At 51.3% G+C, this 15,046-nt stretch carries 13 protein-coding genes; 9 read left to right on the top strand and 4 right to left on the bottom strand.

All coding sequences use genetic code 11. The features are described 5' to 3' along the window. Window positions 1–125: 125 nt before the first annotated feature. Window positions 126–1,010 carry a PHP domain-containing protein gene (locus FD737_RS12260; protein WP_160833609.1) on the top strand — a complete coding sequence of 295 codons (885 nt, stop codon included), beginning with the start codon at window positions 126–128 and terminating at the stop codon, window positions 1,008–1,010. Between the two features lie 12 nt (window positions 1,011–1,022). Beyond that, complete coding sequence (locus FD737_RS12255; protein ID WP_045814395.1) at window positions 1,023–1,643, top strand: L-threonylcarbamoyladenylate synthase; 621 nt, start codon at window positions 1,023–1,025, stop codon at window positions 1,641–1,643. Here FD737_RS12255 and FD737_RS12250 read toward each other — a convergent pair whose 3' ends face one another. Next, window positions 1,644–2,300, bottom strand: a complete 657-nt coding sequence (locus FD737_RS12250; RefSeq protein ID WP_034821503.1) for a serine protease — start codon at window positions 2,298–2,300, stop codon at window positions 1,644–1,646. A gap of 819 nt (window positions 2,301–3,119) precedes the next feature. Between FD737_RS12250 and rluB the strand changes: the two genes are divergently transcribed. Further along, complete coding sequence (rluB, locus tag FD737_RS12245; protein ID WP_160833608.1) at window positions 3,120–4,037, top strand: 23S rRNA pseudouridine(2605) synthase RluB; 918 nt, start codon at window positions 3,120–3,122, stop codon at window positions 4,035–4,037. 36 nt (window positions 4,038–4,073) lie between these two features. On the opposite strand, the gene cobO is transcribed toward rluB, so the two are convergent. Together cobO and FD737_RS12235 are read right to left on the bottom strand one after the other, a co-directional pair. Further along, a complete protein-coding gene (cobO, locus tag FD737_RS12240) occupies window positions 4,074–4,661 on the bottom strand; it encodes a cob(I)yrinic acid a,c-diamide adenosyltransferase (RefSeq protein WP_058959807.1) in 588 nt (195 codons plus the stop codon). Further along, window positions 4,658–5,422, bottom strand: a complete 765-nt coding sequence (locus FD737_RS12235; RefSeq protein ID WP_160833607.1) for a YciK family oxidoreductase — start codon at window positions 5,420–5,422, stop codon at window positions 4,658–4,660. Before FD737_RS12235 ends, cobO begins: the two co-directional genes overlap by 4 nt. Window positions 5,423–5,596: 174 nt before the next feature. On the opposite strand from FD737_RS12235, the gene sohB reads away from it, so the two are divergent. After that, window positions 5,597–6,643, top strand: coding sequence for a protease SohB (sohB, locus tag FD737_RS12230; RefSeq protein ID WP_097117001.1), 1,047 nt, complete (start codon window positions 5,597–5,599; stop codon window positions 6,641–6,643). Window positions 6,644–6,669: 26 nt separating this feature from the next. Here the strand turns inward: sohB and FD737_RS12225 are convergent, their stop codons facing one another. Beyond that, window positions 6,670–6,918 (bottom strand): YciN family protein, encoded by a 249-nt coding sequence (locus tag FD737_RS12225; RefSeq protein ID WP_097117002.1) that lies wholly within the window; start codon window positions 6,916–6,918, stop codon window positions 6,670–6,672. Window positions 6,919–7,288: 370 nt separating this feature from the next. On the opposite strand from FD737_RS12225, the gene topA reads away from it, so the two are divergent. From topA to acnA, 5 genes are all read left to right on the top strand, one after another. Continuing rightward, window positions 7,289–9,886: a type I DNA topoisomerase gene (gene topA, locus FD737_RS12220; RefSeq protein ID WP_160833606.1), complete on the top strand. Its 2,598-nt coding sequence runs from the start codon at window positions 7,289–7,291 to the stop codon at window positions 9,884–9,886. Between the two features lie 193 nt (window positions 9,887–10,079). Then, window positions 10,080–11,054 carry an HTH-type transcriptional regulator CysB gene (cysB, locus tag FD737_RS12215; protein WP_034821485.1) on the top strand — a complete coding sequence of 325 codons (975 nt, stop codon included), beginning with the start codon at window positions 10,080–10,082 and terminating at the stop codon, window positions 11,052–11,054. 493 nt (window positions 11,055–11,547) lie between these two features. Continuing rightward, window positions 11,548–11,706, top strand: coding sequence for a YmiA family putative membrane protein (locus FD737_RS12210; RefSeq protein WP_071845610.1), 159 nt, complete (start codon window positions 11,548–11,550; stop codon window positions 11,704–11,706). Window positions 11,707–11,709: 3 nt separating this feature from the next. Continuing rightward, window positions 11,710–11,889, top strand: coding sequence for a hypothetical protein (locus FD737_RS12205; protein WP_097117004.1), 180 nt, complete (start codon window positions 11,710–11,712; stop codon window positions 11,887–11,889). A gap of 439 nt (window positions 11,890–12,328) precedes the next feature. Then, complete coding sequence (gene acnA, locus FD737_RS12200; protein ID WP_160833605.1) at window positions 12,329–15,010, top strand: aconitate hydratase AcnA; 2,682 nt, start codon at window positions 12,329–12,331, stop codon at window positions 15,008–15,010. Window positions 15,011–15,046: the final 36 nt, after the last annotated feature.

Below are 15,046 nucleotides of genomic sequence, written 5' to 3'. Positions count from 1 at the left end.
GATACCCGTTACGTGTGAACTTGTGTACTAGTTAACTGGTTCAGGTGAAAAAAGTCAATACCCTTTTTCAGTCAGGGTCAAAATCGTTATCATGCCAGCCGAGTTAAGTTGCTGCTGGAGTTACCTTGTCGGATATTGCCCGTTTTCCCCTTTACGATTTACACAGCCATACCCAGGCGTCTGACGGTTTGCTGACCCCTACCGAGTTGGTGCAACGTGCCGTCAAAATGAAAGTAGGGGTACTGGCGATTACCGATCACGACACCGTTGCTGGCGTGGCAGAAGCGCAAGCCGCTGTGCAGCAACAGAATCTACCGATTCGTATTCTGGCCGGATTAGAGGCCTCTACATTGTGGGAAAACCACGAAATTCATATCGTAGGTTTAAATGTGGATTGCCAGCATCCGGCACTGACCTTGTTTCTTGAGCAACAGCATCAATGCCGCGTTGAACGGGCTCAGCTGATTGCAGAGCGTCTCGAACGTGCCCGCATTCCTGATGCGTTGGCTGGGGCGCAACGCCTGGCTCAGGGCGGTGTCATCACCCGCGGTCATTTCGCCCGTTATCTGGTCGAGATGGGTAAAGCCGATAACATGGCGCAAGTGTTCAAGAACTATCTTGCCCGTGGGAAAACCGGCTATGTGCCGCCGCAATGGTGTACAATTAAACAAGCTATTGATGCCATTCATCATTCTGGCGGCGTTGCGGTACTCGCACATCCGGGTCGCTATGGATTGTCTGCAAAGTGGCTTAAGCGACTGATTGCCCATTTCGCCGAGGTCGGTGGTGATGCAATGGAAGTGGCACAGTGTCAGCAGGCACCCAACGAGCGCACGCAGCTCGCGACTTATGCGCGCGACAATCAGCTGGCGGGATCGCAGGGATCAGATTTTCACCAACCCTGTCCGTGGATAGAACTGGGGCGCAAGTTATGGCTGCCGGGCGGCGTTGAACCCATCTGGGAACGCTTTCCCGCGTTAGCGCCCGCCGTGGCTTCTGCAGACAGGTGACATGAGGTTTTTATGAGTCAATTTTTTCACATTCATCCAGATAACCCGCAACCGCGTCTGGTCAATCAGGCGGTCGATTATCTTAATAAAGGTGGCGTGATTGTCTATCCCACCGATTCGGGTTACGCGCTAGGCTGCAGACTGGAAGAGAAGAACGCGATGGAGCGTATCTGCCGTATCCGGCAGTTAGATGGCAACCACAATTTTACGTTGATGTGTCGCGATCTGTCTGAGCTCTCGACGTATTCGCAGGTGGACAATACCGCGTTTCGTATTCTGAAAAACAATACGCCGGGCAGTTACACCTTCATTCTCAAAGCGACCAAAGAGGTGCCGCGTCGTTTGATGAATGACAAGCGTAAAACTATTGGTTTGCGCGTACCTTCCAATCCGGTGGCGCTGGCGTTACTGGAGAGATTGAATGAGCCGATGATGTCTACTTCGCTGATGTTGCCCGGTAATGACTTCACGGAATCGGATCCGGAAGAGATTCAGCACAGCATCGGTAAGCTGGTGGATCTGATCATTGATGGCGGCACGTTAGGGCAGCAGCCGACGACGGTGATCGATCTCACCAGCGATGTACCGGTTGTGGTTCGTGAAGGGGTCGGCGACACGCGCCCGTTCCTCTAATCACGCGTGGTCAGGCGGCGTTAACGTTGTCTGGCCTATATTCTTTTCCAGCCAATGTTTAAAATCACCGTACGGAATATACAGCGAAACATCTTTCAGAATGACTTGTTTGCTGCGCACATTGGAAATTTCATGGCTGTAGCCCACAATCACTCCGCCAATTGTCTGGTCAGCATTATATACCGCGCCCCCCGACATTCCCTGTACAACGCCAGCATTTGATGCCATTGCCATGCACGGTTTTTTATTCCATTTATTGGTAATAGCGGTGCGCGCTAAATTAACACCACTTGATTCCACGGGCATGGCTGAAATAAAGCTGTAGCCGTACATCTTAATGGGTTCACCGACTTTGCTGGTGCGGAATTTTGCCAGCGTTTCCGGGCTATTCTTATGATAGATAATGGCGACGTCGCAATAAGGATGATAAGCCTTCACACGCTGTACGGCAGTGGTGGCGACGTGCGCAGCTGTCAGGCTGTACTCTGGTGTTAAAGGGATGGTTGTACCGAGGATACCCAGACCCAATACCGTCGGGATGCCTGTCACGCTCATATCCACGTGTTCAAGCGCCGCTCGACTATACTCAGTATGGCCCACGGAACAGCCGCTCAGTGCCAGCGCCGCGAGGGCAGGCCAAAGCAGAGAGGTTTTCATGATAGTCATCTTCTTTTAAGCATGTCAGGAAAATCCCTGGTGAAGACTTTCGACATGCAAATTAAATTCATTCCGTGAATGAATAAACGCGTCAATTCCTGCGTGCGCCGGTTTATATTATCAACAATGCCACAGTGATTTTGTTAGTGGCTTGATAGAGAAACGAGTGTAAATAGTAAAGGTTACGCTTTTATAAATACGGCACACTCTGTTTCAGGCTTAAATTTTACACAATTTTTTTATCAGAACAATTCATCAAATTTAATCTGAATCAAATAATGCGAAAATACAGACTTAATCCAACCTGCAGTGCCAATTAACTGGTAATTTAAAATTACTGGACTAATGAGCCTTATTTATCCCGATTAATTAGTTTTTTATCCTGTTTTGCAGTTTGGGTTTAGATTTTATGTTTGGGATTATCCTTAAGCGTGGTGCGCAATGCTAGCAGACCAGTCTTGAAAAGCGCTAATGTATCACGGGTCTAAAGTGGGGGTAATAACCAGGCATAAAGAGCCAAGAGTAAATGATAAAAATTCAGTCACTTGGCGCATAAAGAAGAGAAGTGTGGTTGGTGTATCTATCAGCAGCGTAAATGTTTAGGCATATGGCACTAAACGGGTGACGCAGCCTTTGGCCTTTATTATCGGCAGCAAAGGAAAAGGTGTTAACGAAACTTGCGTTAGTGTAAAATCGCGGGCCGCCTGAGATGGCATGCGCTATGCTCAGCGGTAACAGATTCTGATATGGGAACTGGTAATCCCCGTATCGTACCTCTTCTTACCACGACGCCTGGGAAGGCGACAACGAGGCATCTCCATGAGTGAGAAACTACAAAAAGTATTAGCGCGCGCCGGTCACGGTTCACGCCGCGAAATCGAAACGATGATTTCAGCCGGACGCGTCAGCGTCGATGGCAAACTGGCGACGCTGGGCGATCGCATTGAAAATGATAAATCCCTTAAAATTCGTATTGATGGCCATCTGGTTTCGATTGCTGAATCCGCCACTGAAGTCTGCCGCGTGCTGGCGTATTACAAACCAGAAGGCGAACTCTGTACCCGTAACGATCCTGAAGGGCGTCCAACGGTATTCGACCGTCTGCCGCGTCTGCGCGGTTCACGCTGGATCGCTGTGGGCCGTCTGGACGTTAACACCTGTGGTCTGATGTTGTTCACCACCGATGGTGAACTGGCGAACCGTCTGATGCACCCAAGCCGTGAAGTTGAGCGTGAATATGCGGTGCGTGTATTCGGCGAAGTGGATGACGATAAAATTCGTCAGCTCAGTAAAGGTGTGCAGTTAGAAGATGGCCCGGCATCGTTCAAAACCATTAAGTTTGCTGGCGGTGAAGGCATCAACCATTGGTATAACGTCACCCTGACCGAAGGACGTAACCGTGAAGTCCGCCGTTTGTGGGAAGCCGTAGGTGTGCAGGTTAGCCGCCTGATGCGCGTCCGTTATGGCGATATTCAGTTGCCAAAAGGGTTACCTCGCGGTGGCTGGATGGAGATGGAATTACCGGCGGTTAACTACCTGCGTACGCTGGTGGATATGCCGGAAGAGACGGTGACGAAAGTCGCGGTTGAAAAAGACCGTCGTCGTACTAAAGCCAATCAGATTCGTCGCGCGGTAAAACGTCATAGTAATGTAAGCGGCAGCCCACGTCGCGGCGGCAGCAGTAGCAGCCGCAACAGCAGTACGCGGACCAGTGGAACCAACAAGCGCGGTTCCTGATATGCCCGTGACGCCGCATGCAGCGGCGTCACTGTTTTACCAATCTATTCCCTGCTGAGCCTGAATGCCTGCATCAAATGCATGCTTAACCGGGCGCATCTCGGTCACGGTATCCGCCATCTCGAGCAAGGTTCGATGGCAGCCTCGACCGGTGATAATCACACTTTGTTGAACCGGACGTTGTCCCAGCACGCGCACCAGTTCATCCAGATCCAGATAATCCATACTAACCATGTAGGTGATTTCATCGAGGATCACTAAATCCACATGCTCATCGGCAAGCATACGCTTTGCCGCCTGCCAAACCTGTTGGCAGGCGGCAGTATCGGTCTCCCGATTTTGAGTATCCCAGGTAAAGCCGGTGGCCATCACCTGAAATTCCACGCCATGCTGTTCCAGCAAATTGCGCTCACCATTTGGCCATTCACCTTTAATAAACTGCACGGCGGCAACGTTTTTACCGTGCCCGCAAGCGCGTAAAGCCGTACCAAAGGCGGCGGTGGTTTTGCCTTTGCCGTTGCCGGTGAACACCATCAAAATGCCGCGCGCTTCTGTCGCGGCAGCAATCCGCGCATCAACCTGTTCTTTTAAACGCTGCTGTCGTTGCTGATGACGATCACTCATGCGCTGGCTGGCCCCGGTTTACGTCCCGGCTGGGCATCAAAACTGATCCCGGTTTTGCGACGGCTGTCATCACCCATCAAATAAAGGTAAAGCGGCATCAAATCAGCAGGCGTTTTCAGTAAACTGGCATTTTCTTCCGGGAAAGCACTGGCGCGCATTTTAGTGCGAGTGCCACCAGGATTGATGCAATTTACCCGCAGATGACGATTTTTATACTCATCCGCCAGTACCTGCATCATGCCTTCGGTGGCGAATTTCGACACCGCATAGGCCCCCCAGCCTGCACGGCCGGTACGGCCGACGCTCGACGTGGTAAACACCAGTGAACCGGCGTCTGATTTCAGCAGCAGCGGCAGCAAGGCCTGAGTTAAATAGAAGGTGGCGTCAAGATTGATCTGCATCACCTGGCGCCAGACGGCAGGATCGAGTTCCGCCAGTGGGACGATCTCACCCAGAATCCCAGCATTGTGCAGTACACCATCGAGCCGTGGCACCAGGGAGGCGATCTGATCGGCCACCTCAGCGCAGCTTTCTGGCGTGGCATGCGACAAGTCCAGCAGCAAATGGGATGCGGGCTGCTTATTCAGCTGATTGATGGCGTGTTCAGTCTGCTGCAGCGTTTCGGCGTTGCGGCCCATCAAAATGACGCGTGCGCCATAGCGCGCATAGGTCAGCGCCGCTTCGCGACCAATGCCGTCTGAAGCGCCGGTGACGAGGATAATGCGATTTTCCAGCAGATCGCTTTTCGGTTGATAATGCACAGCGATGTCCTTTGGCAAGTCAGAGGGTTTTGGGCTTTATGCCTCAATTTGGCGCCAGGTGCAATCACCGCGCCTCGCATTCTGTGCCGCCTGCGGGCATTTCAGGCGACGAAAGTCGTTAAAGCGGGTAAACTCAGCCATTGTTTGTAATTCACTGTTTAATAAGGCGGCAGAATGGATTTACTCTCCAGTTATGGATTATTTCTGGCCAAGGCCGTCACCGTGGTGGTGGCGTTCGCAGCTATTGTTCTGATTGTGCTCAATGCCGCGATGCGTAAACGCCACAGCGGTGGTCAACTGCGCTTGACTCATCTCGACGATGATTATCGTGAAATGAAGGAAGACCTGCAGTTGGCGAAGATGAAGCCACAGGCGCAAAAAGTGTGGCTGAAGCAGCATAAAAAAGAAGAGAAGCAAAAAGCCAAAACCGAGAAGCGCAATGCCAAAGCTGGTGTGAGCGAAGCCGCTAAACCGACACTCTATGTGCTGGAGTTTAAAGGCAGTATGGATGCGGGCGAAGTCAGTTCTTTGCGTGAGGAGATCTCCGCGGTGCTGGCGGTGGCGGTGCCGGGTGATGAAGTCTTGCTGCGTCTGGAAAGCCCGGGTGGCGTGGTGCACGGTTATGGCCTGGCCGCTTCTCAGCTGCAGCGTCTGCGTGATGCGGGCCTGCAGTTAACTGCCGTCGTCGATAAAGTGGCGGCGAGCGGGGGTTATATGATGGCTTGTGTCGCGGATCGCATCGTCGCGGCGCCATTCTCTATCATTGGATCTATTGGTGTGGTCGCGCAGATTCCCAACTTCAACCGTCTGCTGAAACGCAATGATATCGACGTTGAACTGCACACCGCGGGTCAATATAAGCGCACGCTGACCTTGTTTGGTGAGAACACCGATGAGGGACGTGAAAAATTCCAGGAAGATCTCAACGAAACCCATCTGCTGTTCAAAGAGTTTGTCCAGCAGATGCGTCCGACACTGGATTTGGAAAAAGTGGCCACCGGGGAACACTGGTATGGACGCCAGGCGCTGGATTTGGGGCTGATTGATGAGATCGGCACCAGCGATGCGCTGATTATCAAGCAGATGGATCGGTTCAATGTGCTGGGCGTGCACTATGCGCGGAAGAAGAAAATGATGGATCGCTTCACCAACAGCGCCAGTCTGGCGGCCGAGCGGTTAATTCTGAAAATATGGCAGCGTGGTGATAAGCCACTGTTGTGAGCAAGCCCGGCAAATGCCGGGCTTTTTTATGCCAGGTGATAGCGTGAGGAGAGCTCAACGGCAAGGGATTTAAACACGTTAAACACAGCGGTGGTTTTCGCGCTCGGCAGGCCTTCTTCATCTAAGAAATAAGGCCCACGAAACACCAATATCTCGCCCTGCTGAATCACGTCATTGGCTTCCATCCCGGCTAAATAATCGTCGTGCTGCTTGATCATTTGATTGGCTATTTCCAGTAACGCCTGGCGTGAAATGGATTCCGTTTCTACTGACATTGTTCACCTCTTTTTTGACAGCAATCGTTCTCCTTCTATATTACTAGCGAGTTGCGCTGTTCATCAAATCAACGTCCGTCAGCAAAACTGGCGCAAAATTAATCAGAATGCTAATTAAGTTGCGTAACGGATTTTATCAGGTAGAGTGTGGGCGATTCAGCTTTCAGGGAGATCACACCCGGATGTGTGGTGCTGTCAGATGGAAAACCCGCTTCTAATCATAAAGTTGCATAAGTCGATGCAATCTGACCTGAGATTATCCCCGCTGCCTTGAAATGTGAAAAGCTGGCAGCAATATTGAACCCGTTGGGTTTTGGGGCACCGAATCCTCTCCCGTTTATCAGGACGTTTCAATTAGGTAAAGGTACATATGGGTAAAGCACTCGTAATCGTTGAGTCCCCGGCAAAGGCCAAAACAATCAATAAATACCTCGGTAATGACTACGTGGTGAAATCCAGCGTCGGTCATATCCGTGATTTGCCGACCAGCGGTTCAACTGCCCGTAAAACTACCGACGGGGAAAAGGCGAAAACAGGAAAAAAGGTTAAGAAGGATGAGAAGGCCGCATTGGTCAGCCGCATGGGGGTCGATCCCTGGCATGGCTGGGAAGCGGACTATCAGATTCTGCCGGGTAAAGAAAAAGTCGTAGCCGAATTGAAAAGCCTTGCCGCCGATGCTGACCACATCTACCTCGCAACGGACCTTGACCGCGAAGGGGAGGCCATTGCCTGGCACCTGCGGGAAGTGATCGGTGGCGATGACAAGCGGTTTAGCCGTGTGGTGTTCAACGAAATCACCAAAAATGCGATTCGTCAGGCGTTTGAAAAACCGGGCGAACTGAATATTGAACGTGTTAATGCGCAGCAGGCGCGTCGCTTTATGGACCGCGTGGTGGGTTATATGGTTTCCCCGCTGCTGTGGAAGAAAATTGCCCGTGGCTTGTCGGCGGGTCGTGTTCAGTCTGTGGCTGTGCGACTGGTGGTTGAGCGCGAGCACGAAATCAAAGCGTTCGTGCCGGAAGAGTATTGGGAAATCGATGCGGATTTCTCTACGCCGAAAGGCGACGCGCTGGCAATGCAGGTCACGCATCAGGGTGATAAAGCGTTCCGTCCGGTTAATCGCGAGCAAACTCATGCTGCGGTATCCGTGCTGGAAAAAGCGCGTTACGAAGTGCTGGATCGTGAAGACAAACCGACCAGCAGCAAACCCTCTGCGCCTTTTATTACCTCGACGCTGCAGCAAGCGGCGAGTACTCGTCTTGGTTTTGGCGTGAAGAAAACCATGATGATGGCGCAGCGTCTCTACGAAGCGGGTCACATCACCTATATGCGTACTGACTCCACCAACCTGAGTCAGGATGCGGTGGCGATGGCACGCGGCTTTGTGGAGAAGAGTTTTGGTAAGAAGTATCTGCCAGAGTCGCCAATCACGTACGCCAGTAAAGAGAATTCGCAGGAAGCTCACGAAGCGATTCGACCTTCGGATGTCAACATCCAGGCAGAACAGCTGAAAGATATGGAAGCTGATGCGCAGAAACTGTACCAGCTGATCTGGCGTCAGTTTGTGGCCTGCCAGATGGTGCCGGCGCAGTATGACTCCACCACCCTGACGGTGGGTGCAGCAGACTTTAAACTGAAAGCGAAAGGCCGCACTTTGCGTTTCGATGGCTGGACAAAAGTGATGCCAGCGCTGCGTAAAAACGATGAAGATTTGACGCTGCCACCGGTCAATGTCGGCGACATGCTTGACCTGAAGGAGCTGATGCCAAGCCAGCACTTCACCAAGCCGCCAGCCCGCTTCAGCGAAGCTTCCTTAGTCCGTGAGTTGGAAAAACGGGGTATTGGCCGTCCATCGACCTATGCCTCAATTATTTCCACCATTCAGGATCGCGGTTACGTGCGGGTAGAAAACCGCCGCTTCTATGCTGAGAAGATGGGTGAAATTGTCACCGATCGTCTGGAACAGAATTTCCGTGAACTGATGAACTATGACTTCACCGCGCGCATGGAAGACAGCCTTGACCAGGTCGCCAATAATGAAGCGCAGTGGAAAGCGGTGCTGGATTCCTTCTTCAGCGATTTCAGTCAGCAGTTAGGTCAGGCCGAGAAAGAGCCAGAAGAGGGCGGCATGCAGCCGAACCAGATGGTGCTGACCTCGATCGACTGCCCGACCTGTAGCCGCCAAATGGGTATCCGTACCGCCAGTACCGGCGTATTCCTCGGCTGCTCCGGTTATGCGCTGCCACCCAAAGAACGCTGCAAACAGACCATCAATCTGATTCCGGAAAATGAGGTTCTTAACGTACTGGAAGGCGATGATGCTGAAACCAATGCGTTGCGTGCCCGTCGTCGTTGCCAGAAGTGTGGCACCGCGATGGACAGCTACCTGATCGACAATCAGCGTAAGCTGCACGTCTGTGGCAACAACCCGGAATGTGACGGCTACGAAATCGAACAGGGCGAATTCCGCATCAAAGGTTATGACGGCCCGATCGTAGAGTGTGAAAAGTGTGGTTCCGAAATGCACCTGAAAATGGGGCGCTTCGGCAAATACATGGCCTGCACCAACGACGAGTGTAAAAATACTCGCAAGATTCTGCGCAATGGTGAAGTTGCACCACCGAAGGAAGACCCGGTACCGTTGCCTGAGCTGGCATGTGAAAAATCAGATGCCTACTTTGTATTGCGTGACGGTGCGGCAGGGGTATTCCTGGCGGCCAACACCTTCCCGAAATCGCGTGAAACGCGTGCGCCGCTGGTGGAAGAGCTGCAACGTTTTGCTGACCGTCTGCCAGAGAAGCTGAAATACCTGGCGGAAGCGCCAGCGGCGGATCCGGAAGGCAATAAAACGTTAGTGCGTTTTAGCCGTAAAACTAAGCAGCAGTATGTTTCCTCCGAGAAGGAGGGCAAAGCGACAGGCTGGTCGATGTTCTATATCGACGGTAAGTGGCAGGAAGCGAAGAAGTAATTCCCCTCAAGGCCAGCATCTGCTGGCCTTTTCCTCATCCTTATAGCTAATCGTTCTACATTCTTTCTTTAACTGATATAGTGGTTATAGCTTTTTTTCGTTTCGCTGACACGCTTTCCCTCCTCAACCCTTAATCAAGGCGGAAACACGCCTGCAGGGAATGACCCTCTGTCGCTACCGGGAAGATATAACTATGAAATTGCAGCAGTTGCGTTACATCGTTGAAGTGGTTAATCACAACCTCAACGTCTCCTCCACCGCTGAAGGTCTTTATACCTCGCAACCGGGTATCAGTAAGCAAGTGCGTATGCTGGAAGATGAACTCGGCGTGCAGATTTTTGCGCGTAGCGGGAAACATCTCACTCAGGTAACGCCTGCGGGTGAAGAGATCATCCGGATAGCACGTGAAGTGTTATCGAAGGTCGATGCGATTAAATCTGTCGCGGGTGAGCATACCTGGCCCGACAAAGGCTCGCTGTATGTGGCGACCACGCATACTCAGGCGCGTTATGCCTTGCCTGGCGTGATTAAAGGCTTCATCGAGCGTTACCCACGCGTATCGCTGCATATGCATCAGGGATCGCCAACGCAAATTGCTGAAGCCGTGTCGAAGGGCAATGCTGACTTTGCGATCGCGACCGAAGCGCTGCATCTGTACGACGACCTGATTATGTTGCCGTGCTATCACTGGAACCGCGCCATTGTCGTGACGCCAGACCATCCGCTAGCAGGCAAATCGAATGTGACGATTGAAGAGCTGGCTGATTTCCCGCTCGTGACCTACACCTTTGGCTTCACCGGCCGTTCAGAGCTGGATACCGCATTTAACCGTGCAGGATTAACGCCGCGTATTGTCTTTACGGCCACCGACGCTGATGTGATCAAAACGTATGTGCGTCTGGGCTTAGGGGTAGGTGTGATTGCCAGTATGGCAGTGGATCCGGTTTCCGATCCGGATTTGGTGCGAATCGAAGCATCAGAAATTTTTACCAATAGTACAACCAAAATTGGCTTTAGGCGCAGCACATTCCTGCGAAGCTATATGTATGATTTTATTCAACGTTTCGCACCGCATTTGACGCGTGATGTCGTGGATGCCGCGGTCGCATTACGTTCTAATGAAGATATCGAAGCGATGTTCCGCGATATCAAGTTACCTTTCAAATAATCCCCTAACTCATTATTTTCACGAGGTGTCCAGTGGGCATCTTGTGAAATTCTCTCTGGTTAGCGCCACAAGATTCTCAAAAAACTTCATTAGTTTTTTGTAAATGAAACATCGATCACATGTTTTTTCATTGTTAGTCATTAAATGAGAAACAGTACACAAAATTGACGCTGCCGCTTTGCGGACCGCCAGGAATATTCCCATACTCCAGTTATCAACTGATGAGAAAGGCCTTTTCGTGGGGATCTTTAAATTAAACTCAAATTTAGAATGGTACTAAATTTGTTTTAACCCAAATTTACAATGTATGTATTAGATGAATAGCTTGATCAGTAATTAAATTTATCTCATCAATCTTTTGGGTTTTGATAAATAGTGTTAATCGTTGTGCTCAATAAAAATAACTGGATTTTCGGACTTAACAAGTTTAGGATTCGTCCTAAATCTTAATCGTTATCAACAATCGTTTTATTGAGAGTGATTATCAAAAACTATGAATACAAGACTGACTGTACAACAAGATTTTCGTACTAAAACTGCCAAGGTTGAGCGCTCTGGTAACGTGCGTCGCAAGGCTTGGTTGACCGTCTTCGCTGCTTCAGCACTGTTCTGGGTAGTGGTGGCATTGATGATCTGGCGTATGTGGGGTTAAGCCATGTGGGCAAATACACTCAGCCGTAAGTCTCCGGTTTCTGCGCGTCAGCCGAACACGTCAACGTGCAAAGCGAAAGAAGTCAAGAGCGCTGAACAGCCTGTGGCGATTCCTGCGTCGTGGGAACTGAGTGACAACCAGCGTAACTTTATCGAATCTTTCATGGATCCGAAGTCGAAATAACGCAGTCTGCGTTTTGTTCTATATATAGACATCTATTCCTTTCTTTACCGGATTATCCGGTGGGCATTTTAAAAGCCCGTCCTTTAACACTCAGCTCTAAAAAAACGGTGTCATCAGTACAACGCTGAAGACGGTGGACTTTTTTTTGCCCGGAATACGGGAGGGAGCGACTCAATGAATACCACGACTTTTTCATGGTTTGGCGTTTATGCCTTTTCCATTGCATTTTGGGCTGCGGCCGTGTGGGCAATGATATAATCCAATAACTCAAATTGTACTGACTTTTATTAATGCCCCGACAAACGTCGGGGCATTTTTGTTTGTGCCTTTATGTGTCATTTCGTGTTGTTATCAAATCGTTAACGAAAATGTGGTCTATCTTTAAGCTAAACCTTGCGGTTATTGAGGTTTAAAAGAGAGGCCCATTAAAGGAGGAGCTATGTCGTTAACGTTACGGGAGCAAAGTCAGGATACGCTGGACGTTCGGGCAAAAAAATATCACTACTACAGCCTGCCTAAAGCCGCCCAGCAACTGGGCAATATCGATCGCTTACCCAAATCCATGAAGGTGTTGCTGGAAAACCTACTGCGCTGGCAGGATGGGGATTCGGTGACGGCTGAAGATATTCAGGCATTGGTTGGCTGGCAGAAAGATGCCCATGCCGATCGGGAAATTGCCTATCGCCCAGCACGCGTGTTGATGCAAGACTTTACCGGTGTGCCAGCGGTAGTGGATTTGGCGGCGATGCGTGAAGCGGTAAAACGCCTCGGCGGCGATGTGGCCAAAGTTAACCCCTTATCACCGGTCGATTTAGTAATTGACCACTCGGTGACCGTTGACCATTTTGGTGATGAAGATGCTTTCGAAGAAAACGTGCGTCTGGAGATGGAGCGCAACCACGAACGCTACGTTTTCCTGCGCTGGGGGCAAAAAGCGTTTAATCGTTTCCGCGTAGTGCCGCCCGGCACCGGTATCTGCCATCAGGTTAACCTGGAATACCTGGGGAAATCCGTCTGGCATGAAACGCTAGAAGGCAAAGATGTCGCTTATCCTGATACCTTAGTCGGCACAGATTCCCATACCACGATGATCAACGCGTTGGGCGTATTAGGCTGGGGTGTTGGCGGTATTGAAGCCGAAGCCGCTATGTTAGGGCAACCCGTTTCTATGTTAATCCCCGACGTTGTCGGTTTCAAACTCACCGGCAAACTGCGTCCCGGCATCACCGCGACCGACTTAGTTTTAACTGTGACGCAAATGCTGCGCAAGCATGGTGTGGTGGGTAAGTTCGTGGAATTTTACGGTGATGGCCTGGCCGATTTGCCGTTGGCCGATCGCGCAACTATCGCCAATATGGCACCGGAATATGGTGCAACCTGCGGTTTCTTCCCCATCGATGAGATTACGCTGAGTTACATGACGCTGACCGGGCGCGATGCAGAACAAGTCGAGCTGGTTGAAGCTTATGCGAAGCAACAAGGGATGTGGCGAAATCCGGGCGACGAACCACGGTTTACCAGCTCACTGGCGCTGGATATGGCAGATGTTGAATCCAGTCTTGCCGGTCCAAAACGACCGCAGGATCGCGTCTCTTTAGGTGATGTACCCGCCGCCTTTGATGCCAGCAACGAACTTGAAGTTAATCATGCGCAGAAAGCGCACAAGACCGTCACGTATCGCGACAGCGAGACCGGCGATAGCTATCAGCTGGAAGATGGCGCGGTGGTCATTTCTGCCATTACCTCTTGTACTAATACGTCCAACCCCAGCGTCTTGATGGCCGCGGGCCTGCTGGCGAAAAATGCGGTTGAGCGTGGCTTGATGCGCAAACCCTGGGTGAAAGCCTCGCTGGCACCGGGATCAAAAGTGGTGTCGGATTATCTCGCGGTGGCTCAACTGACACCTTATCTGGATGAATTAGGTTTCAATTTGGTGGGATATGGTTGTACCACCTGCATCGGTAACTCGGGCCCATTGCCAGATGAAATTGAAAGCGCGATTAAAGAGGGCGATCTGACCGTCGGTGCTGTGCTGTCGGGTAACCGAAACTTCGAAGGGCGCATCCATCCGCTGGTGAAAACTAACTGGCTGGCGTCGCCACCGCTGGTGGTGGCTTATGCACTTGCCGGTAACATGAAACTCAACCTGCAGAACGATCCCATCGGGCAGGACCGGCAGGGCAAGGATGTCTTTCTGCAGGATATCTGGCCATCACCAGAAGAGATCGCCGCCGCAGTGCAGAAAGTGACCAGTGATATGTTCCATAAGGAATACGCCGAGGTCTTCGACGGTACGCCTGAGTGGCAGCAAATCAAAGTCAGTGAAGCCGCGACTTATGACTGGGATGAGGGATCGACATACATCCGCCTGTCGCCGTTCTTTGACGATATGGGCAAAACACCGGAGCCTGTCCAGGATATTAAAGGCGCGCGCATTCTGGCAATGCTGGGTGACTCTGTCACCACCGACCATATTTCGCCAGCGGGCAGCATCAAAGCGGAAAGTCCTGCTGGACGCTATTTGCTGTCGCATGGTGTTGAGCGCACCGATTTCAACTCCTACGGTTCGCGTCGTGGTAACCACGAAGTGATGATGCGCGGGACCTTTGCCAACATTCGTATTCGTAATGAAATGGTGCCGGGCGTGGAAGGGGGATACACCAAACACTTCCCCAGCAATGAACAGCTGGCGATCTACGATGCTGCCATGAAGTATCAGTCCGAAGGTGTGCCACTGGCAGTGGTCGCCGGGAAGGAGTATGGCTCAGGTTCCAGCCGCGACTGGGCTGCGAAAGGCCCACGTTTACAAGGTGTGCGCGTGGTTATTTCTGAGTCGTTCGAGCGTATCCATCGCTCTAACCTGATCGGCATGGGGATCCTGCCGCTGGAATTCCCTGCTGGCGTCACGCGCAAAACACTGGGATTAACCGGGGAGGAGTTTATTGATGTCGAAAACCTTTCCCAGTTGAAACCGGGTTGTACTGTGAATGTCACCCTGACGCGCGTCGATGGTAAAAAAGAGACGCTGGAAACCCGGTGTCGTATCGATACCGGCAATGAGCTGACCTATTACCAGAACGACGGCATATTGCATTATGTGATACGTAATATGCTGAACTAAAGAAAAAGCCGGGAGATTTCCCGGCTTTTTGCTTTC

This window comes from Pantoea sp. Seng (genome assembly GCF_009829935.1).
GTDB lineage: Bacteria > Pseudomonadota > Gammaproteobacteria > Enterobacterales > Enterobacteriaceae > Pantoea > Pantoea communis.
This window is presented reverse-complemented; position numbering and strand designations above follow the sequence as displayed.

Bases quoted from the DNA above. Each gene is read 5' to 3' on its own strand.
- cysB (WP_034821485.1), top strand. From the start codon at position 10,080: ATGAAATTGCAGCAGTTGCGTTACATCGTTGAAGTGGTTAATCACAAC.
- cobO (WP_058959807.1), bottom strand. From the start codon at position 4,661: ATGAGTGATCGTCATCAGCAACGACAGCAGCGTTTAAAAGAACAGGTT.
- FD737_RS12255 (WP_045814395.1), top strand. From the start codon at position 1,023: ATGAGTCAATTTTTTCACATTCATCCAGATAACCCGCAACCGCGTCTG.
- FD737_RS12205 (WP_097117004.1), top strand. From the start codon at position 11,710: ATGTGGGCAAATACACTCAGCCGTAAGTCTCCGGTTTCTGCGCGTCAG.
- FD737_RS12225 (WP_097117002.1), bottom strand. From the start codon at position 6,918: ATGTCAGTAGAAACGGAATCCATTTCACGCCAGGCGTTACTGGAAATA.
- topA (WP_160833606.1), top strand. From the start codon at position 7,289: ATGGGTAAAGCACTCGTAATCGTTGAGTCCCCGGCAAAGGCCAAAACA.
- FD737_RS12250 (WP_034821503.1), bottom strand. From the start codon at position 2,300: ATGAAAACCTCTCTGCTTTGGCCTGCCCTCGCGGCGCTGGCACTGAGC.
- rluB (WP_160833608.1), top strand. From the start codon at position 3,120: ATGAGTGAGAAACTACAAAAAGTATTAGCGCGCGCCGGTCACGGTTCA.
- FD737_RS12210 (WP_071845610.1), top strand. From the start codon at position 11,548: ATGAATACAAGACTGACTGTACAACAAGATTTTCGTACTAAAACTGCC.
- sohB (WP_097117001.1), top strand. From the start codon at position 5,597: ATGGATTTACTCTCCAGTTATGGATTATTTCTGGCCAAGGCCGTCACC.
- acnA (WP_160833605.1), top strand. From the start codon at position 12,329: ATGTCGTTAACGTTACGGGAGCAAAGTCAGGATACGCTGGACGTTCGG.